We start from the raw sequence: 20,213 nt of genomic DNA on the forward strand, positions 1-20,213 counted from the left end.
ATGCAGCCCATATTCGGCAAACGGCATATGTGTATCGGTAAACGGCATGGTCACATCCCCAATATCTGCTTGAGTTTGCTGATCCGTCTCCGGCTGATAGGCAGCTCGATCCTTGTACGTCCGGCGGTACGGAGCATAAAATTACTGCCCGGCAGAGAAGCTATTTCTGTGACCATTTCCAAATTAACCAGATATTTGCGGTGAACGCGAAAAAAACGGTGCGGGCCAAGTCGTTCCTCAAGATTTTTAAGTCTGTGGGAAGTGAGAAATTTCTGATTGGCTGTATGAACGTATGAATAGTCTTCATAAGCCTCCACAAAAATGATCTGGGTATACGGTATAAGCATCATTCGCCCGTCCTGATTAACCGGAAGCTTTTCTATTTCCGGCTGGCGGGTCTGAGAAAAATCCCATGCATTCTTGAGAGCGGAAAGAAATCTATCCTGTTCATCCTCACCGAGGGAAAGTTGCAGGGTTTCCTCTCCTGTTTCCACTCCGGTACCGGATTCTTTCCAGTTTGAAGGTTCGGGGATTTCGCGGAAATGACTTTTGAAACGGGCAATGCGCTCAAGGGTTTTCTGCATGCGTTCATTTTCCGGCGGCCAGATCAGGTAATCCACAGCACCCAGCTCAAAAGCCTCATAAGCCCTTGTCTCGTCACCGGCAATAAAAATCAGTCCGGGCTTATGTTTATTGGCACCTAAAGCCTGAGCGAATTCAACTCCGCTCATCCCGTGTTCAAAATCAAAGCCCATGATGATAATTCCGTATCCCACGGCCTTGTGCAGCTCCAACGCTTCATCCGCACTTACCGTCTCACCCAGGACGCGCACAAGCTTATCCCCGCGAAGCGATTCGCGGATGGTGGCACGGACCTCGGCATCCGAGTGTAGGATTAAAGTCTTAAGGCTAGGCACGACAACTCCGGAAATAGGAATTAATTCAATTATTAAAGCCATAGCTTGAATCTTATACGACTGCAAGCATCTATTTCATTAGATTCAGCGCTCTCTTATCTCTCCATAAAGTTGGCTATCAGCCTTCAATCATTTTTCATTCTTAACCAATTTTAAAAATATCCTTGACTCAAACAGGAACTATTACTATTAAAAGAAATGAGAGGTGCATATGAAAATAGGACAGAGAAGATCAAAACAAAGAGAGCTTATACTCGAAGAGTTAAAAGGACTGACCTGCCACCCTACAGCAGATGAACTTTATGAAAGGGTGCGGAAAAGACTACCAAACATCAGTCTGGGAACAGTATACCGTAATCTAGAGCTACTTGCGGATAACGGATTCATACTTAAAATAGAAACCGGCGGCAAAAACAGATTTGACGGGAATGCAGAACCGCACCCGCATATCAGGTGTTTACAATGCGGCAAGGTCGATGATGTTATGAGCAAAGTAACCACTCCCGAAATCACTGAAAAACAGGCCCGAGGATACGATGTAAAGGGGTGTTCCATAGAATTTTTTGGAATCTGCCCTGATTGTAACAGAAACATACATTGATTTTTTTAAATAACATCTCCATTTAATACCCATAGTTAAATATGGAGTTGTTATTTTTTTATCTAAAAGCCCTGACAGCGACGTTATTAACTGCTAAATACTGATCAGGCAATTCCACAATAAAGATACGCTGTGATTACAGCGAAGATAAGGAGAAGCTAATGCCCGAACTCAAAGGTTCTAAAACAGAAAAAAATATTTTAACCGCATTCGCCGGTGAATCTCAGGCCCGCAACCGTTACACCTACTTTGCCTCCAAGGCTAAGAAAGAGGGCTACGTTCAAATTTCCAAGATATTTGAGGAAACCGCAAATCAGGAAAAAGAACACGCTAAAAGACTGTTCAAACTTCTTGAAGGCGGCGAAGTTGAAATTTCTGCATCTTTCCCGGCAGGTGTTATCGGTTCTACCGTTGAGAACCTCAAGGAAGCAGCCGGTGGCGAAAGTTACGAATGGAACGAAATGTATCCGGAATTCGCTGAAACTGCGGAAGAAGAAGGTTTCACAACTATTGCCGCAATATTCAGATCGATTGCTGTTGCCGAAAAGTTTCACGAAAAAAGATATCTTGCACTTGCCAAAAATATCGAAGACGATAGAGTATTTAAGAAGGACACCGGGATTGTCTGGCAGTGCCAGAATTGCGGATACACCCACGAGGGAGATTCAGCTCCTCACAAATGTCCTGCATGTGACCATCCTCAGGCACATTTTCAGGTAATCTGTGAGAACTGGTAACCAATAACCCTAACCCAGTGGAGAAAGAAAATGGCTGAATTATACGAAGTTTACAAATGCGAAGCTTGCGGCAACATTACTATGGTCCTTCACGCCGGCCCAGGCAACCTCGCCTGCTGCGGCGAAGATATGAAACTCATGTCTGAAAATACCGTCGATGCTGCTAAAGAAAAACATGTTCCCGTCATTGAAAAGACTGCAGACGGCTATACCGTTAAAGTCGGTGATGTGGCACATCCCATGGAAGAAAAGCATTATATTGAATGGATTGAACTTTCCTGTGGTAATGCCCGTATGATCAAGCAGCTCAAACCCGGTGAAGCACCTGAAGCAAAATTCTGTTGCTGCAAGGAAAGCACCGAGCCTGTTGTTGCACGTGCATACTGTAACCTGCATGGCCTCTGGAAAGCATAAAACGAGATATGGCAATGGCCGAACCTAAAGACATATACCAATGCCAAATGAGTAATTGCGGTTTTATTTACAACCCAGATAAAGGGGACCGCAAAGGTAAAATAGCTAAGGGAACTGCCTTTGCAGACCTGCCCGAAGATTGGAAATGCCCGGTTTGCGGCGCAAGCAAAAAAGCATTCAAGCCGCTGGGTTAACTTAAATTAATACGGAGATGATAAGATGAAATACGTATGCACAGTTTGTGGATGGGTTTATGATCCTGCAGAAGGAGATCCGGATGGCGGAATCGCTCCCGGTACAAAATTTGAAGATATCCCCGACGATTGGGAATGTCCTGTCTGCGGAGCAGGCAAAGATGACTTTGAACCTGAAGATTAGACTCAAAGCATCTATGCACTATCCGGCGCTGCCGGAGATATAAAGTCTATGAAGGAAAGCCGGGAATAATCCCGGCTTTCTGCGCATCAACAATAAAAAGATACTATAATAGGAATACGCAAGTGAGACCTGTTGAAATTAAAGAAGGCGTACATTGGATCGGAGTCGTGGACTGGAACTGCCGTAACTTTCACGGTTATGCCCGTTCCGCAAACGGAACCACATACAACGCTTTTTACATTGAAGATGAAAAAAAAGTTCTGGTAGATACTGTCTCTAAAAGTTGTGAAGGCCAGTTTATCTGCAACCTCACACACCTGACCAAACCGGAAGAAATCGACTACATCGTTGTCAACCATCTCGAGCCGGACCACGCAGGTTGCCTCGAAACAATGGTCAAGATGTGCAAGCCGGAAAAGATCTTTGTCTCCGTCATGGGCGGAAAGGCTCTGAAAACATTCTTTGACTGCGAAGAATGGCCCATCCACGTTGTCAAACCCGGCGAAGAAGTTTCCATCGGTAAACGCACATTGCGTTTTTACGAAACCCGCATGCTGCACTGGCCGGACAACATGTACACCTTTGTACCTGAAGAAAAAATGCTCTTCACAAGTGATTCCTTCGGACAGAACATCGCCGCCAGTGAACGCTGGGCTGATGAAATGAGCAAAGAAGTGGTCGAAGACCATATGCAGCAGTACTATGCGAACATCATCACCCCTTACTCTTCCAAGGTAATCAAGACCCTCGAAACCTTCGCGGGCCTCAACCTTGATGTCGAAATGATCCTGCCTGACCACGGACTCATGTTCCGCGGTGATGATTGCGCTTTCGCACTTGAAAAATACATGGAATACGCAAAACAGGAACCCAAAAACAAGGCAACCCTGTTTTACGACACCATGTGGAGCTCCACCGAGCGCATGATCAACGCTGTTGCTTCCGGTCTCGTTTCCGAAGGCATTTCCGTTAAAATCATGTCCGTTAAGGCCAACCACCACAGCGACATCATGAGCGAAGTCTTCGACTCCGCCGCCATTGTCGTCGGTTCTCCGACTCATAACAACGGCATCCTGCCCGGCATGGCCGATGCACTGACCTACGTTAAGGGACTGCGTCCCAAAAACAAAATCGGTGCTGCTGTCGGTTCCTTCGGCTGGTCAGGAGAATGCGTAAACATTCTGAACGAATGGCTTGAAAAAATGGGCTGCGATATCATCGAACCCCAGATCAAAGCCAAAAACCGTCCCAGCCACGACACTCTTAAAGAGTGCTTTCAGCTTGGTGTTTCCATTGCAGCCGCAATCAAGGAAAAAACCGGTAAATAATTATCAGCCCCGGACGGGTTCGCACCTGTCCGGGGTTCTCCCCCGGTAAATAAAAAGTAATTCACAAAGCCTTTCTTTTTGTGTTATCACGTAAATGAAAATGCAAAAATAGAAAGCTGTTACACTGTTATCAATAATAGTTTTTTTTAGCTTCTTCAGTTTTAAGGAGAACAAAAGATGGCTACCGGACGTAAAATCAAAAAAGAAGTCATGGACGTTCTGGCTAACGAAAACTGGGAAAGCGATTTCGAGGGTTTGATGGAAAAATACACCATGCAAAACCTCGTGGCCCCTCTTTTCGCATCACTTTGCGCAAGTACTGTTATCGTTCGCTGGCACGGAGTAACCTGCTTCGGCAAGGTGATTTCCCGTATGGCGCAGGAGGACGCAGCCAAGGCACGAATTGTCATGCGCAGAATTATGTGGATGCTTAATGAAGAGTCAGGTGGTTGCGCCTGGGGTGTTCCTGAAACAATGGGTGAAATCGCTGCTGTAAACTCCCTTATGGCTAAAGAGTACGGCAAAATTCTGCTTAGCTACAGCCATGAAGACGAAGAAGGACCGGAAAACTATCTGGAATTTCCGATTCTGCTCCGCGGCGCAGTATGGGGCGTAGCCCGCATGGCGCAGACACGGCCGGAAATAGCAGCGCAAGCCACAAATGATATGATCCGCTTTCTTTCATACGCCGACCCGGTAATACAGGGGACAGCCTGTTGGGCTCTGGGTGGATTGAAAGCTTCTGAGTCCGTTAAAACGCTTGAAGATTTGACGGATAATGATACTGTTATTGATATTTACAGGGACTCGTTATTGCAGTCTGTAACGGTGGGAAGGCTGGCTCAGGATGCCCTGGAAAGAATTTTAGGGCATTAAATCAACAATTTGAACAAGGAGAGGAATGATGGATGTTCTAATGCTGTCAAGGCTGCAATTTGCCATGGCAACAATGTTCCACTTCATTTTCGTACCACTCACACTGGGGCTTTCCGTACTGGTTGCCATCATGGAAACCATGTACGTGCGCACAAATAAAGATATTTATCTGCGCATGACCAAATTCTGGGGAAAGCTATTCGTCATCAACTTTGTTCTTGGTGTCGTAACTGGAATCACCCTTGAATTCCAGTTCGGTACCAACTGGTCCCGCTATTCTGAATATGTTGGAGACATCTTTGGATCGCTGCTGGCAGTCGAAGCAACAGTTGCATTTTTTATGGAATCAACTTTTCTGGCCGCATGGATTTTCGGCTGGAAAAAACTCTCCCCCAAAATGCACGCCGCATCCATCTGGATTGTCGCAATTGCTTCCAACATTTCCGCCATCTGGATCATCCTTGCCAATGGCTGGATGCAGCATCCAGTCGGTTATGTGATGCGTAACGGTCGCGCGGAACTGGAAAATTTCGGAGAAGTACTCAGCAACACCTTTGCATGGGGACAGTTTCTCCATAACGCTTTCGGTTCTTTTATTGTGGCTAGCTTCTTTATCATGAGCATCAGTGCTTACCACCTGCTCAAAAAGAATGAAGTGGAATTCTTCAACAAGTCTTTTAAACTTGGCCTCGCCACAGCATTCATTTTCTCAATCCTCGTAGCAGTACAGGGCCACAGCCACGCACAGGACGTAGCCGTACACCAGCCGGAAAAGCTCGCGGCGATGGAGTCCCTTTGGGACACCGCTCCTGACGGCGCACCTATGTACCTGCTTAGTATGCCTGACGAAAAAAACGAAAAAAACGCTGTTGAATTCCTCGGAATTCCCGGCGGCCTGAGTTTTCTCGCTTTCAACAGCTTTGATGCTCCGGTCAAAGGACTCAAGGAATGGCCCAAGGAAGACCGTCCTCCCGTACTGGTAACATTCCTTTCCTTCAGACTTATGGTCGGTCTTGGCACCCTCTTCCCGATACTCTGTATCTGGGGCTGGAGAAACCGCAAGAATCTGGTCGAAAACAAGCTCTACTTGCGGATAATGCTCCTGGCTCTCCCGCTGCCTTACGTCTCCATGTGGGCAGGTTGGGCGGTTGCCGAGGTTGGACGCCAGCCATGGATTGTTTACGGCATGATGAAGACTACTGACGCAGTTTCGCCCATTGCGACAGGTCAGGTGGCTTTCTCCTTCATAGCCCTGACCTCCCTCTACACCCTGCTGGGTGCGGCTGAAATCTTCCTGCTGGCCAAGTTCGCCCGCAGGGGTCCTCAACCCGAAAAGGCCTAGTTAGCCTGTAAGTCAAGGAGATTATGATGCTTGAATCAATCTGGTTCTTACTATGGGGACTGCTTTGGGCCATTTATTTCATGCTCGACGGGTATGATCTGGGTCTCGGAGCAATGATGCCTTTTATTGCTAAAACGGAAAAAGACCGTAAAGTTATCCATAACGCCATTGGTCCCTTCTGGGACGGTAACGAAGTATGGCTGATTACCGCTGGTGGTGTAACCTTTGCCGCATTTCCAAAAGCCTACGCTGTAATGTTCAGCGGACTCTATACCGCGCTGATGCTGCTGCTTATCGCCCTCATTGTTCGCGGTGTGGCTTTTGAATTCCGCGCACTGATGGAAAGCGACCGCGGACGTAAGTTCTGGGACGCCTGCTTTGTAGTCGGCAGTTTCCTGCCCGCCCTCCTGCTCGGTGTTGCATTTGCCAACATCTTCATGGGAATACCCATTGACGGCGAAGGCGTATTCCAGGGCAACATCTTCACACTGCTCAATCCTTACGGACTCGGCGGCGGTATTCTTTTCGTGCTCCTCTTTGCGCAGCACGGACTGCTCTGGCTTGCTGCGCGTACCGAGGATGGCGAACTCAACCAGCGCGCCGCAGACCTTGCTTCAACACTCTGGCCGGTACTGGCAACAGTTTTTATTGCCTTTCTGGCACTTACCGGAGTATATACACATCTTCTCGGTAACTTCCTCGCCTACCCGGCACTGTTACTGATTCTTCTGATTCCGATCTTTGCTCTTGTTAAGGTCCGCACTCTTATATCAGCACGCAAGTGGTGGAAGGCATGGATCAGCTCCGCTGTACTCATTGTGTCCACTACCTTGTTCGGTGTGATCGGATTGTTCCCGGCCCTGCTGCCTTCCAGCATTAACCCGGCATACTCGATCACTATTCACAATGCTGCTTCAAGTCAGCTGACCCTTAAGATAATGCTGACGGTCGCATTAATCATGGTCCCCATCGTCATCGCTTACCAATTCTGGATGCATAAGATGTTTGCAACCAAGATTACTGATGAAGATCTGGGCTATTAAAAATCCCATTACGGAGAAACCCAACAATGTCTAATAAGGTTCTTGAAAAAGCTCTTAACGAGCAGCTCAATGCTGAAATGTACTCTGCTTACCTTTACCTTTCCATGTCCGCTTACTTCAGCGATCTCGGATTGGACGGTTTTGCCAACTGGATGCGGGTACAGGCACAGGAAGAACAATTCCACGCCATGAAGTTCTACGATTACATCAATGAACGCGGCGGACGCGTATTGTTATCCACCATCGAAGGTCCCAAAACTGAATGGGAATCCCCGCTGGACTGCGTTAAAGCCGTTCTTGAACACGAAAAACATGTAACCTCCCTTGTTAACAACCTCGTGGACCTCGCCATCACTGAAAAGGACCACGCCACCAACATCTTCCTGCAGTGGTTCGTAACCGAACAGGTTGAAGAGGAAGATAACGTAAACGCAGTGCTGAACAAACTGCGTCTGCTGGAAGGGGAAGGCAACGGTATGTTCATTCTCGATAAGGAACTGTCCACCCGCGTATTCAACGCACCCGCTGAATAGTTCCCGTATCGCAAGGCACAAAAGAAGTCCCCCGAAGCGCCGCTTCGGGGGACTTTGTTTTGGAAATATCCCTATGTAACAGGCAGAGGCACAACGTAAATATCGATTAACAATATTTACGAACTCCAATCTATGCATGATGCTTTTTTTTTGATACATAACCCCTCAAAAGGAGGGTCTATGAACAAAGAAAATACCGCAAAAGAACTCACAAAGGTTTCAACTCACAAAGGCAAAGAAAATATAACCAAGAGGATTAATTCAAGGAAAAGAACAGATTTAGTTGTTGCTATATGTGGACAACTTGGGAGTGGAACGTCAACAGTCAGCAAAGAGATTAAGTCTATCTTTGAAAGCTTCAACTATACTGTATACACTGTAAAATTAAGCAAAATTATACAGGAAGAACGGTCTGTTACCACAAAGGGATTAAGTAAGTTACAACGCATTAAAGAATTACAAGAAAATGGTAATTATATGCGGCTCAATTATAGTCATAGTGTCCTTGCTGAATTTGCTGTAAAACAAGTGCATACCTATAGAGCAGGAGCAGATACAGATAGAGACATTGATGATGAACGCTTCGTTGTTCTCATAGACAGCATCAAACATCCTGAAGAATACGATCTTCTCAATCTTGTTTATGGAAATTCTTTCTTCCAAATAGGTGTATTATGCCCTGAAAATCAACGAAAACAAAGATTAATTGTTAATGCAGACGCTACACCTGAAATTGCAACAAAATTAATCGAAAAAGACAAAAAAGAAAACAAACCTCATGGGCAAAAAACTATTAACGCTTTGTATCAGTCCGACTTCTTCCTTTACAATGAAAAAGACAATATTTCTAACATTCGTACTAAATTGAACAGATTCATAAGCCTGATAATGTCTGATATTACTATCACACCAACAGTAGAAGAATATGCAATGTTTCTTGCCCAAGGGTCAGCTCTTCGGTCAGGATGCCTTTCACGGCAAGTAGGGGCGGCTATCCTTGATGAACATAATGAAATCATTGCTACCGGGCGTAATGATGTTCCAAAATTTGGTGGCGGTCTTTACTGCGAAAATGATTTAACAAACGATAACAGATGCATTCATAGGTACAACTCAGGATGTAAGAACACAGAGTATAAAAATGCTATCAAAGATGAAATTATAAGCACAATTTCTGATTATATAAAAACTGGTTTAAACATAGAAGAAATAGCAGATAATTTATTTAAAATTGATAAGATAAAAAATCTGACTGAATTTTCACGATCTATACATGCCGAAATGGATGCAATCACAACAGCTGCAAGGACTGGCAACAAGTCGTTAAAAAACGCAAAACTATTTTGCACCACATACCCGTGCCATAACTGCGCTAGACATATTGTTGCAAGCGGCATAAGTACCGTTTACTATATTGAACCATATGAAAAAAGCTTAGCTTTAAAACTCCACGACGACTCTATTGAATTTGATGCTGCATATTCATATAATGGGAAAAAGCTCAAAATTATTCCTTTTGAAGGAGTCTCTCCTAAAAAGTATATAGATCTTTTCGTTGCTGAAGATAGAAAAAAGAAACAAAAGGAACCAATCGATAGAACTGAAGTTTCCCCCGCTATTGCCAACCTAAAGGAAAGCGTTGAACTCTATGAAAAAGTTGTGATTGACAATATGGTTGATCGCGAAATTATCCCTGCCCCTCAAAAGCCTAAATAAAAACATTTCAGCTTCAAACAACCATTTTATTATGATACTTTGAAGTTGAAATTTATTGAAAGCCAAGGTAAGGCTTATAAAAATTTGCGGGGTAAACGATGCCACAACTAAGATCAAATTCGGATATTACTAAAAGATCGCAAAAAGAGAAGAATGGAAAAATTCTTTACCTAAACAAAAATATCCGTGACCAAGAAGAAGCAAATAAACGCCACAAAGAAATGATACTATACCGCGCAGTCCAAGATGCCAAAAAGCTCAATTGGTAAAAGCTATTACGTACAAAGTCCCCCGAAGCGCCGCTTCGGGGGACTTTGTTTTGGAAATATAAAAGTAGGCTCTGTAAAAATCAGCGAATTTAATATTCAAATTCTACGGTCGACTGTGCGGCTGAGGCGAAAAATCCGGCAGCCTGTTCCTGATAAGCCCGGACTCCGGCCATATGCCTGGCGGAGGGGCCCTTCATCTTTTCGCTCTCTTCGGAGTCTTTATTCTGCTCAGCTTTAATACCTGCAGTTTTTTCGCTCTGCCTCAGCTCTTCCTCGGTAACAGTGCCGTCATTGTTTAAGTCATTGTTTAAGTCATTGTCCTCTTCATCATCCTTTTTCCGGCTGAAAAAACGTTTATCGTACTCTTCTACGGCCTCAGAAAAAGTTTTATCACCACTCAGCCCCTGATCCTCTGTTTCTGATGCTGTTGCAGCGTTTATATCAGCCTGCGAGACCTTACCATCTCCGTCCGAATCAAGCATATTGAATGTATCTTCATCCAAACCGCTTTCTTCAAAACCCAGAAGACTCTGAGAGTTGTTCTTTTGGACGTTTGCGGCAAAATGTTCCGCCTGCTGCATATGTACATCAAGCTTGCCCAGCTCACTTTTCTGCTTCTGAATCCGTTCAATCTCAGCCTGAACCTCATCAGCGGAGATTTTGCCGTTTCCGTCTATGTCATACTTATCAAATTTCTTTTTACGGAGGCCGGATTCATCAAGGTCAAGGATACCATCACCATCCGTATCCTTTGATATCATTAATGAATCTATAAAATCAGCATCCTGACTATTCGGTGATATTTTTGATTCCTCAGGTACATTAGGAACACTATCTATATAAGACTGTGCACTCTCAGAACCGTCGATTCCAGAAATACTCATCAAACTACTCCTAGCTGGGTTGGACTGGAAGAATGGAAAAAATTACCTACTTAACATACGCTCGTATATGTATAGCAAATATCATTCCAGATATGAGGTGAGAAATCTGTAGTACCGGAATGCTACCACTGAAGTTCTTTTTTCTGCTAGACTGCCTCAATATAACTTTCAAAAGGAGACAGACAATGGCTAAGAAAATTCTGATGATCGTCGGTGACTTTGTGGAAGACTACGAAGTAATGGTTCCTTTTCAGGCACTTCAGGCTATGGGCTTTGAGGTGGACGCCATATGCCCGGACAAAAAAGCAGGAGAACAGGTTGCCACTGCGGTCCATGATTTTGAATCCCAGCAGACCTACCTTGAACGCCCAGGTCACAACTTCACCATCAACGCTGACTTTGACAGTGTTAAAACCGGAGATTATGCTGCTCTTGTAGTTCCCGGAGGCAGAGCTCCCGAATATCTGCGCCTGAATGAAAAAGTGCTCGATATCGTCCGTGATTTTTCCGACCGGCCCATTGCTTCCATATGCCACGGACCGCAACTTCTTGCGACAGCAGGAATGCTGAAGGGTAAAAAAGTCTCTGCCTATCCGGCATGCGCCCCAGAAGTAAAAATGGCCGGAGGGGAATATGTTGAAATAGGCATGGACGATGCCATTAGCGATGGTAATCTCATAACAGCTCCCGCATGGCCCGCCCATCCTAAATGGCTGCGCCTGCTGGCAGACCGCATCGGTTAATACGGTTTTAACGGACCTTACCGTCAGCGGGGGCTAAGCATGCAAGGAATTCCCATGTGTGAAATTTACGCATCCACCCCGCCGACGGAATATGAACAGATAACCCGTTCTATCCGCATTAACGGCGCTGTAACCAGCATCCGTATTGAAAGACGGTTCTGGACAATTCTCGATGAACTGGCTGAGGAAGAGCAAAACAGCACTGCTAAGTTCATCACCAAGCTTCACAATGAAGCCTACAACCTGAATGGTGAAATATCCAATTTCGCCTCTCTTCTACGTGTGGTCTGCACCACCTATCTGGTGAATAAAACTGCCTGACAGCTCGCACTAAATAAATCACTACAAGCCCGCTTTCTTACAGCGGGCTTTTTTTTCAGCTCATATTGACACGATTTTTCCATACGTATACATCAAATACATATCGATTTTAAATAACATCTCAACTTAAAATGGCGACAATGAGGTCAAAATGAACAAGCTCGTTTCCTCTTTCCTTTCTCTGATGATCATACTTTGCTTCTCCTTACCAGCCATAGGTGGGCCCAGAACCATTACAGATATGGCAGGACGCAAGGTGGAAATTCCCGCAAAAGTGGAAAGGGTGATCTGTTCCGGTCCGGGCTGCCTTAGGTACCTGACCTATCTGCAAGGCCAGAATATGGTTGTAGGCGTGGATTCTATCGAACGCCGTAAAACCAGATTCGATGCCCGACCCTATGCCATCGCCAATCCGCAATTCAAAAACAAACCGCTGATCGGAGAATTCCGTGGTCACGACAATCCGGAGCTAATTCTCGGACTAGAGCCACAGCCGCAGGTTATCTTCAAGACATACAAGGATATGGGGTATGATCCCGACGAGCTTCAAGCCAAAACCGGAATACCGGTAGTATGCTTATCCTACTGTAGTCTCGCGACCAAACGGGAAGCTATCTACAACTCGCTACAACTCATGGGTGAAATCATAGGCAGACAGGCGCGGGCCAAAGAGATCTGCGCTTTCATGGAAAATGAAATCAATGATCTAAAAAAGAGAACCGAAGATATCCCAAAAGAAAAACGCAGCACCTGCTATGTTGGCGGCATTGCCCAGAAAGGTCCGCACGGTTTGCAGTCCACCGAACCTGCATACCCACCCTTCCGCTTTGTAAATGCGCGTAACGTCGCCTGCCCGGCAAAAGGCAAAGGCAAACCGCTACAGCATACCAATGTATCCAAGGAACAAATCGTAGCCTGGAATCCGGAAATTCTCTTTGTGGATATATCCACTTCACAACTGGGTGAAAATGCAGGAGCCATTTATGAATTAACGACTGATCCGGCCTACATGTCCCTTGATGCGGTTTCTTCAGGTAATGTATACACCGTGCTCCCCTATAACTGGTATTCCCGCAACTACGGTTCCATCATTGCCGATGCATTTTACGTAGGTAAGGTGCTCTACCCGGAAAGATTCAAGGATATTGATCCGGAGATTAAAGCAAATGAAATATACTCCTTTATGGTCGGTAAACCGGTGCTGCAAACCATGGAAAAGGCATTTAGCGTTAAGGGCTTCCAGAAACTGGAGCTGTACTAGCCTATGCATTTTGATGACGGACAAATTCCTGCTGAATATTCCCGACACATCAGGCAGAAATCTTTCTTTCTCGGAGCAGGGCTGCTACTGGCCGGAACAATGCTGATCGCCTCCATCGGCATGGGACCGGTTTCGATTTCAGCCCCTGAAGCGTTGCTGACCCTGCTTGGAGATACAGTTTCCAAAAGATTCGACCTGATCATCTGGAATATCCGACTTCCGCAGGCCCTGACAGCCCTTGCCGCGGGAGCGGGACTCTCCGTGGCAGGGGCAGTCATGCAGGCAATCCTGCGAAACCCGCTGGGATCACCTTTTACACTTGGGATTTCCCATGCCGCAGCATTCGGGGCCGCCGTATCGGTCATGCTGCTTGATCTCGGAACCATGGCCAGCTCCAACGTGGGCGCAGTAACCATCAACTCACCCTACCTGACCACCTTAACTGCTTTCGGATTCAGCCTGGTCGCGACTTTTGCCATCATAGCTATATCCCGCAGCCGACGGGCCACCCCGGAGGTAATGGTGCTTACCGGAGTCGCACTTGGAGCGCTTTTCACCGCTGGCACCATGTTCCTGCAATATTTTGCTGATGACGTGCAACTGGCGGCCATGGTGTTCTGGACCTTCGGGGACGTAGCCCGGACAACATGGACCGAACTGGGCATCATCTGCGCGGTAACAGCCGCAGCCTACATCTGGTTCACGGCAAACCGCTGGAATTTCAATGCCATTGAAGCCGGCGACGAAACTGCCAAGGGACTTGGTGTAAAGGTTGAACGGGTCCGCTTGACCGGGATGCTGCTGGCCTCGCTTGTTACCGCGGTGATTGTATCCTTTCTGGGCATAATCGGATTCGTAGGGCTGGTCTGCCCGCATATGGTCAGGCGTTTGATAGGTGATGATTACCGCTTTCTGCTTCCGGCCTCCTGTCTGGTCGGCGCAATCCTTCTGCTGGCAGCTGACACCGCGGCAAGGCTCATGCTCGCCCCGAACGTACTTCCGGTCTCGGTGCTTACCGCCTTTCTCGGAGCTCCGGTCTTCATCTGGCTGATCATCAGGGGTAACAAATGAATATTAATGTGAAGGGCATCAATTTCAGCTACAACGCAACTGCAATTCTTAAGGATGTCAATTTCCATGTGCATCAAGGAGAGCTGCTGGCCATACTTGGCCCCAACGGCGCCGGCAAAACAACCCTGCTCAAATGCATGAACGCCATACACAGGCCTGCACAGGGCTCCGTTCTGGTCAAGGATAAAGATGTTTTCAAACTTGCTTCCGACGACATTGCCCGTTTGATAGGTTATGTTCCGCAACGGGTGGACCCGGCCCGGCTGACCGTCTTTGACGCTGTCCTCATGGGCCGCAAACCGCATATCAAATGGAGGGTCCGCGACCATGACATTAAAATCGTTGACGCGGCTCTAAAACGACTCTCCCTGAACCATCTTTCCCTGCGCTACATAGATCTACTCAGCGGAGGAGAACTGCAAAAGGTCAGCATCGCCCGCGCCCTTGTGCAGGAACCGGATGTGCTTCTGCTGGATGAACCTACCAGTTCCCTTGATCTCAAAAACCAGCTTGAGATACTGCGCACGGTGCGAGCGGTGGTGAAAGGACACCGGGTCTCAGCCATCATGACCATGCATGACCTGAATACCGCCCTGCGCTACGCGGACAAATTCATTTTCCTCAAGGATGGAACGGTCTGCGGTTGCGGTGGCAAAGAGTGTGTCAGTCCGGAAATTATAGAACAGGTATACGGCGTGGAAGTTGAAATCGAGATGCGCAAAGGCTGTCCGGTCATCCATCCCGTTGAAGACCTCGAAGCACAGGACTACGAACACGAACATTCTCACGAATACAATCATGAGATAAGACAATAATTTTATGTAACTTTGCAAAAACATACCTGAGGTGAAGATAATGACTGCGTATTTCTCTCAAGAACAGCTCGAACGAACCATTGAATTCCACGGTCACCAGTGCCCTGGACTAGCCATCGGAGTACGTGCCGCAGAATTATGTCTGAGCGAGCTGGGACATAACTCCGAATCCCCTATCGTAGCCATCTGCGAAACCGACATGTGCGGAGTGGACGCCATCCAGTTCCTCACAGGATGCTCCATAGGTAAAGGCAATCTTATCCTTAAAGATCACGGCAAGATGTCCTTCACATTTTACAGGCGTAAAGATGGAAAAGGGTTGCGGGCTTTGCTCAATCCCGATTACATTGCTGAGCTGCGGGCTGAAATGAGTCGACTTATGGGGCTGAATGACCCCACTGCTGAAGAAAAGGAAAAATGCACCCGGCTGCGCGCTGAATGTGAAAAGAAATATTACGAAGCTGATCTTACAGAGATGTTTATAAAACAGGAACCGCAGATAAGAATGCCCCGTCCTGCGGCTATACTGCAATCACTCACCTGTGAAGATTGCGGAGAGATGCACATGGAATCGCGTTCGCGGAGATTCGCGGGCCGAACCCTGTGTTTAGACTGCTTTGAAAAAGTTGAGCAGAAAATATAAAAAATCCGGCCTCTATCATCGCGATAGAGGCCGGTTGGCTAACGTATTCCATCATAATAAATCTACAATCAAGCCTACCAGAGATTTTTGGTGTCCAGCTCTTTATACATCTTGGGAGCTTCTTCCTTTTTAGTGATGTTGATAACTTCAACCCTGCGATTTTGGGCCCGGCCCTTAGCGCTATCGTTGGAAGCGATGGGTTGATCCTCGCCCATGCCGTCAATCTCGATCCGGTCAGGATCAATACCGAAATGAACCGCAAGATAATTCTTAACTGCTTCGGCGCGCTTAAGGCTCAAGGAGCGGTTATATTCTTCGGCCCCGACTGAATCGGTATGGCCCACCAGCTTAACCTGCATGGATGAACCGGGTCCGGAAGTAAGTGCCGTACCCAGCGAATCCACCACCGGATAAGTTTTTTTACTGATTTTTGATGAATTGACTTTAAACTCGATTTTCAGGAACGCCCTGCCGCCGGGATTGGTAATCATAGTCAGGATATCATCAGAATTTGCAGCAAAACCATCCTGCCCTGCGTAAGAAAAAGACGCGCAGCCAAGGATAAGTATAATCAGGAAAGCTAATTTTTTCATAGGACCTCCAGACAGATTTTGATGACTATAAATTAACCTGTCTGGAGCTTCGGAGCAAGTTTTTACAGCTGATAAGACTTAGTACGATGGTTTTGAGCGGCCCTGCTTAATTTGAGAGCGTTTTTTCTTGTTATCAAGGCGTCTTCGCTTTGCAGCATATGGCATTTTGGTCTTACGTCTTTTGCGTACGGGCTTCAATGCATCGGCAACTATTTTCGCGAACCGGGCAACCGCTTCTTCCTTATTTCGGAACTGGCTGCGGTGTTCCTCACAGGAAAGCTGCAGTTCTCCCCGGGCATTTATGCGCCCGCTCAGACGGGTACTGAGCAGATGCTTCTGGTGGTCACTCAAGCTTTCGGATTCCTGAATGTTAAACACCAGAGTGACCTTGGAGGAAGTCTTATTCACATGTTGACCGCCGGGACCGGAACTGCGGCTGGCAAAAAAACTAATTTCATTGTCAGGTATGGACAATGTGGAAGTGATACTTATCATAGCTTTCGGCTGGATGTTTTGTTTTATGCGCAAAATGGCGTGCGCAGTCTTTTTTTAGTTCGCTGCTACGGGTCTTGCACCGATCTTACTTTTTTTCAAGGAGATTTATTATGAAAATCGCACTTCCTTCCAGAAACGGAATGGTTGACGGACACTTTGGTCATTGTGAAGCTTTCACCATTTTCACTCTGGATGATGCAAAAAACATCATCGAAGAAGAAACACTCACACCTCCCCCGGGCTGCGGATGTAAATCCAACATCGTGCCCCAACTTTCCGAAAAAGGTGTAGAACTCCTGCTGGCTGGCAACATGGGACAGGGAGCAGTCAACCTCTTGCAGAACAGCGGCATTCAGGTTATCCGCGGTTGCGATGGAGACCTCAAGGAAACTGTAGCCAAATGGGCAGCCGGCTCCCTGACCGACTCCGCTATCGTCTGCGACGATCACGAATCCTGCGGAAACCACTAAAATAGTATCCATCAAATTAATAGCTTGGAGATAGAAACATGAATGAATGTCCCTGCGGTTCCGGCAATGCTTATGAAAGCTGCTGCGAACCATACATCACAGGAAAAGAGCCTGCACCTACCGCCGAAGCACTCATGCGTTCCCGCTACACAGCTTTCGCTGTGGAAAGAGTAGACTACCTCGGTGACACTCTCGCACCGGAAAGCAAGCATGACTATGATGAAGCACAGGTCAAAGTATGGGCGGAAACATCCACATGGCTCGGCCTTGAAATTGTTTCTACCTCCAAGGGCCTTGCTGATGACGAAACCGGTGAAGTTGAATTCATCGCCAAATTCAAACAGCAGGGAGCTACCCATACTCACCACGAGATGAGTCACTTTGAAAAAAGAGACGGGAACTGGATATACATTGATGGTGATATAGTACCCCCGAAGCCGATCAAAAAAGACAAAAAGATCGGCCGCAACGAACCCTGCCCCTGCGGCAGCGGCAAGAAATACAAAAAGTGTTGCGGTTAAATATAGCCTTTTACTGCTCCGAACAAAACAAAACCCCCGAAGCTATGCTCCGGGGGTTTTCTCATTCTTATTGAATCTTAAAAATTATGAAGTCAGTCCGTTTACGGAATCTCTGGTCCAATAAAGCAGATTGAAATTATCGGAAAGCCCCTGCTTGATCTTGTTCAGGGTGGCTTTGTCCATGTCATGGATACGGATGAAGACATGGCGCATATTTTCCTGCTCCGGCTCATAAGAGGTAAGGATGGACATAACCCGTCCACCGTTATCCTTCAGATAGTCAAGCACTCCGTTAAGTGACCCGGGAGCATTGGAAAGGGCGAGGCCAACCTGTACGCCGCCGTCGAAAACACCGGTGATGCTGGTCAGGACCTTGAAAACATCGGTGGTGGTGATGATGCCCACACACTTGTTCTCAGCATCAACAACCGGAACACCGCCGATTTTATTCTTTTCCATGATAACAGCGGCTTTTTCCACAGTATCATCGATAGAAACAGTAAAAACCTTGCGGGACATGATGTCCTTGATCTTGATTTCCGAGAGCAGATAGTAAAGCTCATGCATATCAAGTGTGGTCGCTTTGGAGGGAGAAGCTTCCTTGATGTCACGGTCTGAGATTATACCGACAAGTACTCCGTCCTCGTCAACAATAGGCAACCTGCTGATGTTGTTATCCTTCAACAATTTCGCAGCCTTCATCATTGAACGGTCGGGGGTGATAGTAATTACTTCTTTAGTCATCCAGTTCTCAACCAGCATATGGAACCTCCTTGGGGCCGATGGCTTATGATGTTTCTATAAGATGATCAGGTGAACAATGCAGTTCAACTCCGCTTGATGCTAAACTTTTCAATTTTCCTACTATATGAATATATAAACAAAGGTCTTCGGTCAATCTTTGCATAACTAAAAAGCGGAAGCCCTACATTTTTGTAGCCGAATTTAATTCGCGGCTCACCCTTTACGGAAAAACAGGCCCGGCGCAACAGCAGGATGATCGCAACGCAGGATTGCCTGTGTGCCGGAATGAATCACATCCTTAGGTTCACCATTGGTTGCTTCAAAAGAATAACTCCCGGAATCAATCAGCGGCCTTTCCAATCCGGGAACAAGAATTTCCACATCGCAATCCTCTTCCCAGCGGGCTTTCACGGAAAGCAGCCATGATCCGTCTTCCCGGCGTTCAAGCACTCTGGCCACTACGGGCTTACGCTCTTCCTTGGAAGGAGGCTCGGCAATTCTGCTGGGACCGGATTTCTTGAAGAATGCAGTAGTCAGCGGACGGGTGGCGGCATTTATCAATTCCGGCATGGCGCTAGCGGGTAGAGGGGCGCCCTCTTTCGCCCTGTCGATCACCGTGCGGTAAACATCCACCACCTGAGCAAGGTAGGAAGAACTCTTGGTGCGTCCCTCAATTTTCAGGGAAGCTATGCCCAGCCGGGCCAGCATGCGCACATAATTAACAAGGCAAAGATCCTCAGCCGCAAAAAACTCTGTGTAACCGTCATGCTCAACCGCTTCCCAGACATCCTGACCGGGACGGGTTTTCTCTTCCACCCGCAGACCGGTGGCTTTATATTCAAAACGGCAGGGATGAGTGCAGCGTCCCATATTCGCAGAACGTTCATTAAGCCATGCACTAAGGAAGCAGCGCCCGGAAATTGCCATGCACATGGCTCCATGCACGAACATCTCCAGCTCCATGTCAGGACACTTTCCGGCAATATCGCTTACGTCGGAGGCGGAAAGTTCACGGGCCAGATTGACCCTCGCAGCTCCGAATTTTTTCCAGAACTTTGCGGCCTCGCTATTCCCTGTATTCGCCTGAGTACTGATGTGCACCGGTATATCCGGCAGTATTTCGGATGCAAGCATGAGCACACCGGGGTCTGCTATGATCAGCCCGTCCGGCGGACAGACGGATAATTTCTCAAGATCTGCGCGAACTTTGGCCAGATCTTTTTCCTTAGGATAGGCATTAACGCAAAAATAGGCCTGCACGTTATTATTACGGCATAATTCAAAAGCGGCAGGCAGTTCATCCCACTTAAACCCGGCACCGGCGGAACGCAGATTAAGGTCACCCGCTCCTAGGTAGACTGCGTCTGCCCCATAAGTAACCGCGGTTTCCAATTTTTCCATGTTTCCGGCCGGACACAGCAGTTCCGGCATATCGTTAAGGATAGGGCGAGCAAAGTCGGGAGTATCGGATTTATCTTCTGTGTAAGTCATAATCGTC

26 protein-coding genes are annotated in these 20,213 nt (G+C 47.0%); 20 read left to right on the forward strand and 6 right to left on the reverse strand.

Annotation, left to right across the window (positions count from 1 at the left end; translation table 11 throughout):
- Positions 1 to 50: 50 nt before the first annotated feature.
- Positions 51 to 917, reverse strand: coding sequence for a LytTR family DNA-binding domain-containing protein (locus ACKU35_RS03265; RefSeq protein WP_319765341.1), 867 nt, complete (start codon positions 915 to 917; stop codon positions 51 to 53).
- A gap of 211 nt (positions 918 to 1,128) precedes the next feature.
- Here ACKU35_RS03265 and ACKU35_RS03270 point away from each other — a divergent pair, with 211 nt between their 5' ends.
- From ACKU35_RS03270 to ACKU35_RS03325, 12 genes are all read left to right on the forward strand, one after another.
- Positions 1,129 to 1,518: a transcriptional repressor gene (locus ACKU35_RS03270; RefSeq protein ID WP_319763103.1), complete on the forward strand. Its 390-nt coding sequence runs from the start codon at positions 1,129 to 1,131 to the stop codon at positions 1,516 to 1,518.
- A 161-nt stretch (positions 1,519 to 1,679) separates the two neighbouring features.
- Positions 1,680 to 2,255, forward strand: coding sequence for a rubrerythrin (gene rbr / locus ACKU35_RS03275; protein WP_319763104.1), 576 nt, complete (start codon positions 1,680 to 1,682; stop codon positions 2,253 to 2,255).
- A 30-nt stretch (positions 2,256 to 2,285) separates the two neighbouring features.
- Positions 2,286 to 2,669 carry a desulfoferrodoxin gene (locus ACKU35_RS03280; protein ID WP_319763106.1) on the forward strand — a complete coding sequence of 128 codons (384 nt, stop codon included), beginning with the start codon at positions 2,286 to 2,288 and terminating at the stop codon, positions 2,667 to 2,669.
- Positions 2,670 to 2,683: 14 nt separating this feature from the next.
- Entirely contained in the window at positions 2,684 to 2,863 is a 180-nt protein-coding gene (locus ACKU35_RS03285; RefSeq protein WP_319763108.1) for a rubredoxin, read from the forward strand.
- 25 nt (positions 2,864 to 2,888) lie between these two features.
- Positions 2,889 to 3,047 carry a rubredoxin gene (gene rd / locus ACKU35_RS03290; RefSeq protein WP_319763110.1) on the forward strand — a complete coding sequence of 53 codons (159 nt, stop codon included), beginning with the start codon at positions 2,889 to 2,891 and terminating at the stop codon, positions 3,045 to 3,047.
- Between the two features lie 122 nt (positions 3,048 to 3,169).
- Positions 3,170 to 4,375: an FprA family A-type flavoprotein gene (locus ACKU35_RS03295; protein WP_319763112.1), complete on the forward strand. Its 1,206-nt coding sequence runs from the start codon at positions 3,170 to 3,172 to the stop codon at positions 4,373 to 4,375.
- Between the two features lie 177 nt (positions 4,376 to 4,552).
- Entirely contained in the window at positions 4,553 to 5,251 is a 699-nt protein-coding gene (locus ACKU35_RS03300) for a DVU0298 family protein (RefSeq protein WP_319763114.1), read from the forward strand.
- 28 nt (positions 5,252 to 5,279) lie between these two features.
- Positions 5,280 to 6,593 carry a cytochrome ubiquinol oxidase subunit I gene (locus ACKU35_RS03305; protein WP_319765343.1) on the forward strand — a complete coding sequence of 438 codons (1,314 nt, stop codon included), beginning with the start codon at positions 5,280 to 5,282 and terminating at the stop codon, positions 6,591 to 6,593.
- A 26-nt stretch (positions 6,594 to 6,619) separates the two neighbouring features.
- On the forward strand, positions 6,620 to 7,636 hold the full coding sequence (gene cydB, locus ACKU35_RS03310) for a cytochrome d ubiquinol oxidase subunit II (RefSeq protein WP_319763116.1): 1,017 nt from the start codon (positions 6,620 to 6,622) through the stop codon (positions 7,634 to 7,636).
- Positions 7,637 to 7,662: 26 nt separating this feature from the next.
- Positions 7,663 to 8,169: a ferritin gene (locus ACKU35_RS03315; RefSeq protein WP_319763118.1), complete on the forward strand. Its 507-nt coding sequence runs from the start codon at positions 7,663 to 7,665 to the stop codon at positions 8,167 to 8,169.
- A 180-nt stretch (positions 8,170 to 8,349) separates the two neighbouring features.
- A complete protein-coding gene (locus ACKU35_RS03320; protein ID WP_319763120.1) occupies positions 8,350 to 9,885 on the forward strand; it encodes an anti-phage dCTP deaminase in 1,536 nt (511 codons plus the stop codon).
- A gap of 98 nt (positions 9,886 to 9,983) precedes the next feature.
- Positions 9,984 to 10,154, forward strand: a complete 171-nt coding sequence (locus ACKU35_RS03325; RefSeq protein WP_319763122.1) for a hypothetical protein — start codon at positions 9,984 to 9,986, stop codon at positions 10,152 to 10,154.
- 89 nt (positions 10,155 to 10,243) lie between these two features.
- Here ACKU35_RS03325 and ACKU35_RS03330 read toward each other — a convergent pair whose 3' ends face one another.
- Entirely contained in the window at positions 10,244 to 11,038 is a 795-nt protein-coding gene (locus ACKU35_RS03330) for a hypothetical protein (RefSeq protein WP_319763124.1), read from the reverse strand.
- A gap of 185 nt (positions 11,039 to 11,223) precedes the next feature.
- On the opposite strand from ACKU35_RS03330, the gene ACKU35_RS03335 reads away from it, so the two are divergent.
- The 6 genes from ACKU35_RS03335 to ACKU35_RS03360 all read left to right on the forward strand — a co-directional run bounded on the left by ACKU35_RS03335 (position 11,224) and on the right by ACKU35_RS03360 (position 15,892).
- The gene (locus tag ACKU35_RS03335) at positions 11,224 to 11,781 is read left to right on the forward strand and encodes a DJ-1/PfpI family protein (RefSeq protein ID WP_319763126.1); all 558 of its coding nucleotides are present in this window, start codon (positions 11,224 to 11,226) and stop codon (positions 11,779 to 11,781) included.
- A gap of 39 nt (positions 11,782 to 11,820) precedes the next feature.
- Positions 11,821 to 12,102: a ribbon-helix-helix domain-containing protein gene (locus ACKU35_RS03340; protein WP_319763127.1), complete on the forward strand. Its 282-nt coding sequence runs from the start codon at positions 11,821 to 11,823 to the stop codon at positions 12,100 to 12,102.
- Positions 12,103 to 12,253: 151 nt separating this feature from the next.
- Positions 12,254 to 13,363 carry an iron ABC transporter substrate-binding protein gene (locus tag ACKU35_RS03345; protein ID WP_319763129.1) on the forward strand — a complete coding sequence of 370 codons (1,110 nt, stop codon included), beginning with the start codon at positions 12,254 to 12,256 and terminating at the stop codon, positions 13,361 to 13,363.
- A 3-nt stretch (positions 13,364 to 13,366) separates the two neighbouring features.
- Positions 13,367 to 14,434, forward strand: a complete 1,068-nt coding sequence (locus ACKU35_RS03350; RefSeq protein WP_319763131.1) for an iron ABC transporter permease — start codon at positions 13,367 to 13,369, stop codon at positions 14,432 to 14,434.
- Positions 14,431 to 15,249 (forward strand): ABC transporter ATP-binding protein, encoded by an 819-nt coding sequence (locus ACKU35_RS03355; protein WP_319763132.1) that lies wholly within the window; start codon positions 14,431 to 14,433, stop codon positions 15,247 to 15,249. The genes ACKU35_RS03350 and ACKU35_RS03355 overlap by 4 nt, the downstream gene beginning before the upstream one ends.
- Positions 15,250 to 15,289: 40 nt before the next feature.
- A complete protein-coding gene (locus ACKU35_RS03360; RefSeq protein WP_319763134.1) occupies positions 15,290 to 15,892 on the forward strand; it encodes an FmdE family protein in 603 nt (200 codons plus the stop codon).
- Between the two features lie 74 nt (positions 15,893 to 15,966).
- Here ACKU35_RS03360 and ACKU35_RS03365 read toward each other — a convergent pair whose 3' ends face one another.
- Positions 15,967 to 16,485 carry an OmpA family protein gene (locus ACKU35_RS03365; protein WP_319763137.1) on the reverse strand — a complete coding sequence of 173 codons (519 nt, stop codon included), beginning with the start codon at positions 16,483 to 16,485 and terminating at the stop codon, positions 15,967 to 15,969.
- 78 nt (positions 16,486 to 16,563) lie between these two features.
- Positions 16,564 to 16,980 (reverse strand): alternative ribosome rescue aminoacyl-tRNA hydrolase ArfB, encoded by a 417-nt coding sequence (arfB, locus tag ACKU35_RS03370; protein WP_319763139.1) that lies wholly within the window; start codon positions 16,978 to 16,980, stop codon positions 16,564 to 16,566.
- Between the two features lie 110 nt (positions 16,981 to 17,090).
- Here arfB and ACKU35_RS03375 point away from each other — a divergent pair, with 110 nt between their 5' ends.
- Together ACKU35_RS03375 and ACKU35_RS03380 are read left to right on the forward strand one after the other, a co-directional pair.
- Entirely contained in the window at positions 17,091 to 17,450 is a 360-nt protein-coding gene (locus ACKU35_RS03375; protein WP_319763141.1) for a NifB/NifX family molybdenum-iron cluster-binding protein, read from the forward strand.
- 38 nt (positions 17,451 to 17,488) lie between these two features.
- Entirely contained in the window at positions 17,489 to 17,971 is a 483-nt protein-coding gene (locus ACKU35_RS03380) for a YchJ family protein (RefSeq protein ID WP_319763143.1), read from the forward strand.
- 84 nt (positions 17,972 to 18,055) lie between these two features.
- Here the strand turns inward: ACKU35_RS03380 and ACKU35_RS03385 are convergent, their stop codons facing one another.
- Both ACKU35_RS03385 and ACKU35_RS03390 read right to left on the reverse strand, forming a co-directional pair.
- The gene (locus ACKU35_RS03385; protein WP_319763144.1) at positions 18,056 to 18,733 is read right to left on the reverse strand and encodes a CBS and ACT domain-containing protein; all 678 of its coding nucleotides are present in this window, start codon (positions 18,731 to 18,733) and stop codon (positions 18,056 to 18,058) included.
- Between the two features lie 195 nt (positions 18,734 to 18,928).
- Positions 18,929 to 20,206 (reverse strand): peptidase U32 family protein, encoded by a 1,278-nt coding sequence (locus ACKU35_RS03390; protein ID WP_319763146.1) that lies wholly within the window; start codon positions 20,204 to 20,206, stop codon positions 18,929 to 18,931.
- Positions 20,207 to 20,213: the final 7 nt, after the last annotated feature.

Origin of the sequence: Maridesulfovibrio sp. (genome assembly GCF_963676065.1) — a bacterium.
Lineage (GTDB): Bacteria > Desulfobacterota > Desulfovibrionia > Desulfovibrionales > Desulfovibrionaceae > Maridesulfovibrio.

What these genes read in the sequence shown, in the direction of transcription:
- ACKU35_RS03270 (WP_319763103.1), top strand. Translation starts at nt 1,129, where the DNA reads ATGAAAATAGGACAGAGAAGATCAAAACAAAGAGAGCTTATACTCGAA.
- rbr (WP_319763104.1), top strand. Translation starts at nt 1,680, where the DNA reads ATGCCCGAACTCAAAGGTTCTAAAACAGAAAAAAATATTTTAACCGCA.
- ACKU35_RS03280 (WP_319763106.1), top strand. Translation starts at nt 2,286, where the DNA reads ATGGCTGAATTATACGAAGTTTACAAATGCGAAGCTTGCGGCAACATT.
- ACKU35_RS03285 (WP_319763108.1), top strand. Translation starts at nt 2,684, where the DNA reads ATGGCCGAACCTAAAGACATATACCAATGCCAAATGAGTAATTGCGGT.
- rd (WP_319763110.1), top strand. Translation starts at nt 2,889, where the DNA reads ATGAAATACGTATGCACAGTTTGTGGATGGGTTTATGATCCTGCAGAA.
- ACKU35_RS03300 (WP_319763114.1), top strand. Translation starts at nt 4,553, where the DNA reads ATGGCTACCGGACGTAAAATCAAAAAAGAAGTCATGGACGTTCTGGCT.
- ACKU35_RS03305 (WP_319765343.1), top strand. Translation starts at nt 5,280, where the DNA reads ATGGATGTTCTAATGCTGTCAAGGCTGCAATTTGCCATGGCAACAATG.
- cydB (WP_319763116.1), top strand. Translation starts at nt 6,620, where the DNA reads ATGCTTGAATCAATCTGGTTCTTACTATGGGGACTGCTTTGGGCCATT.
- ACKU35_RS03315 (WP_319763118.1), top strand. Translation starts at nt 7,663, where the DNA reads ATGTCTAATAAGGTTCTTGAAAAAGCTCTTAACGAGCAGCTCAATGCT.
- ACKU35_RS03320 (WP_319763120.1), top strand. Translation starts at nt 8,350, where the DNA reads ATGAACAAAGAAAATACCGCAAAAGAACTCACAAAGGTTTCAACTCAC.
- ACKU35_RS03325 (WP_319763122.1), top strand. Translation starts at nt 9,984, where the DNA reads ATGCCACAACTAAGATCAAATTCGGATATTACTAAAAGATCGCAAAAA.
- ACKU35_RS03330 (WP_319763124.1), bottom strand. Translation starts at nt 11,038, where the DNA reads ATGAGTATTTCTGGAATCGACGGTTCTGAGAGTGCACAGTCTTATATA.
- ACKU35_RS03335 (WP_319763126.1), top strand. Translation starts at nt 11,224, where the DNA reads ATGGCTAAGAAAATTCTGATGATCGTCGGTGACTTTGTGGAAGACTAC.
- ACKU35_RS03340 (WP_319763127.1), top strand. Translation starts at nt 11,821, where the DNA reads ATGCAAGGAATTCCCATGTGTGAAATTTACGCATCCACCCCGCCGACG.
- ACKU35_RS03345 (WP_319763129.1), top strand. Translation starts at nt 12,254, where the DNA reads ATGAACAAGCTCGTTTCCTCTTTCCTTTCTCTGATGATCATACTTTGC.
- ACKU35_RS03350 (WP_319763131.1), top strand. Translation starts at nt 13,367, where the DNA reads ATGCATTTTGATGACGGACAAATTCCTGCTGAATATTCCCGACACATC.
- ACKU35_RS03355 (WP_319763132.1), top strand. Translation starts at nt 14,431, where the DNA reads ATGAATATTAATGTGAAGGGCATCAATTTCAGCTACAACGCAACTGCA.
- ACKU35_RS03360 (WP_319763134.1), top strand. Translation starts at nt 15,290, where the DNA reads ATGACTGCGTATTTCTCTCAAGAACAGCTCGAACGAACCATTGAATTC.
- ACKU35_RS03365 (WP_319763137.1), bottom strand. Translation starts at nt 16,485, where the DNA reads ATGAAAAAATTAGCTTTCCTGATTATACTTATCCTTGGCTGCGCGTCT.
- arfB (WP_319763139.1), bottom strand. Translation starts at nt 16,980, where the DNA reads ATGATAAGTATCACTTCCACATTGTCCATACCTGACAATGAAATTAGT.
- ACKU35_RS03375 (WP_319763141.1), top strand. Translation starts at nt 17,091, where the DNA reads ATGAAAATCGCACTTCCTTCCAGAAACGGAATGGTTGACGGACACTTT.
- ACKU35_RS03380 (WP_319763143.1), top strand. Translation starts at nt 17,489, where the DNA reads ATGAATGAATGTCCCTGCGGTTCCGGCAATGCTTATGAAAGCTGCTGC.
- ACKU35_RS03385 (WP_319763144.1), bottom strand. Translation starts at nt 18,733, where the DNA reads ATGCTGGTTGAGAACTGGATGACTAAAGAAGTAATTACTATCACCCCC.
- ACKU35_RS03390 (WP_319763146.1), bottom strand. Translation starts at nt 20,206, where the DNA reads ATGACTTACACAGAAGATAAATCCGATACTCCCGACTTTGCTCGCCCT.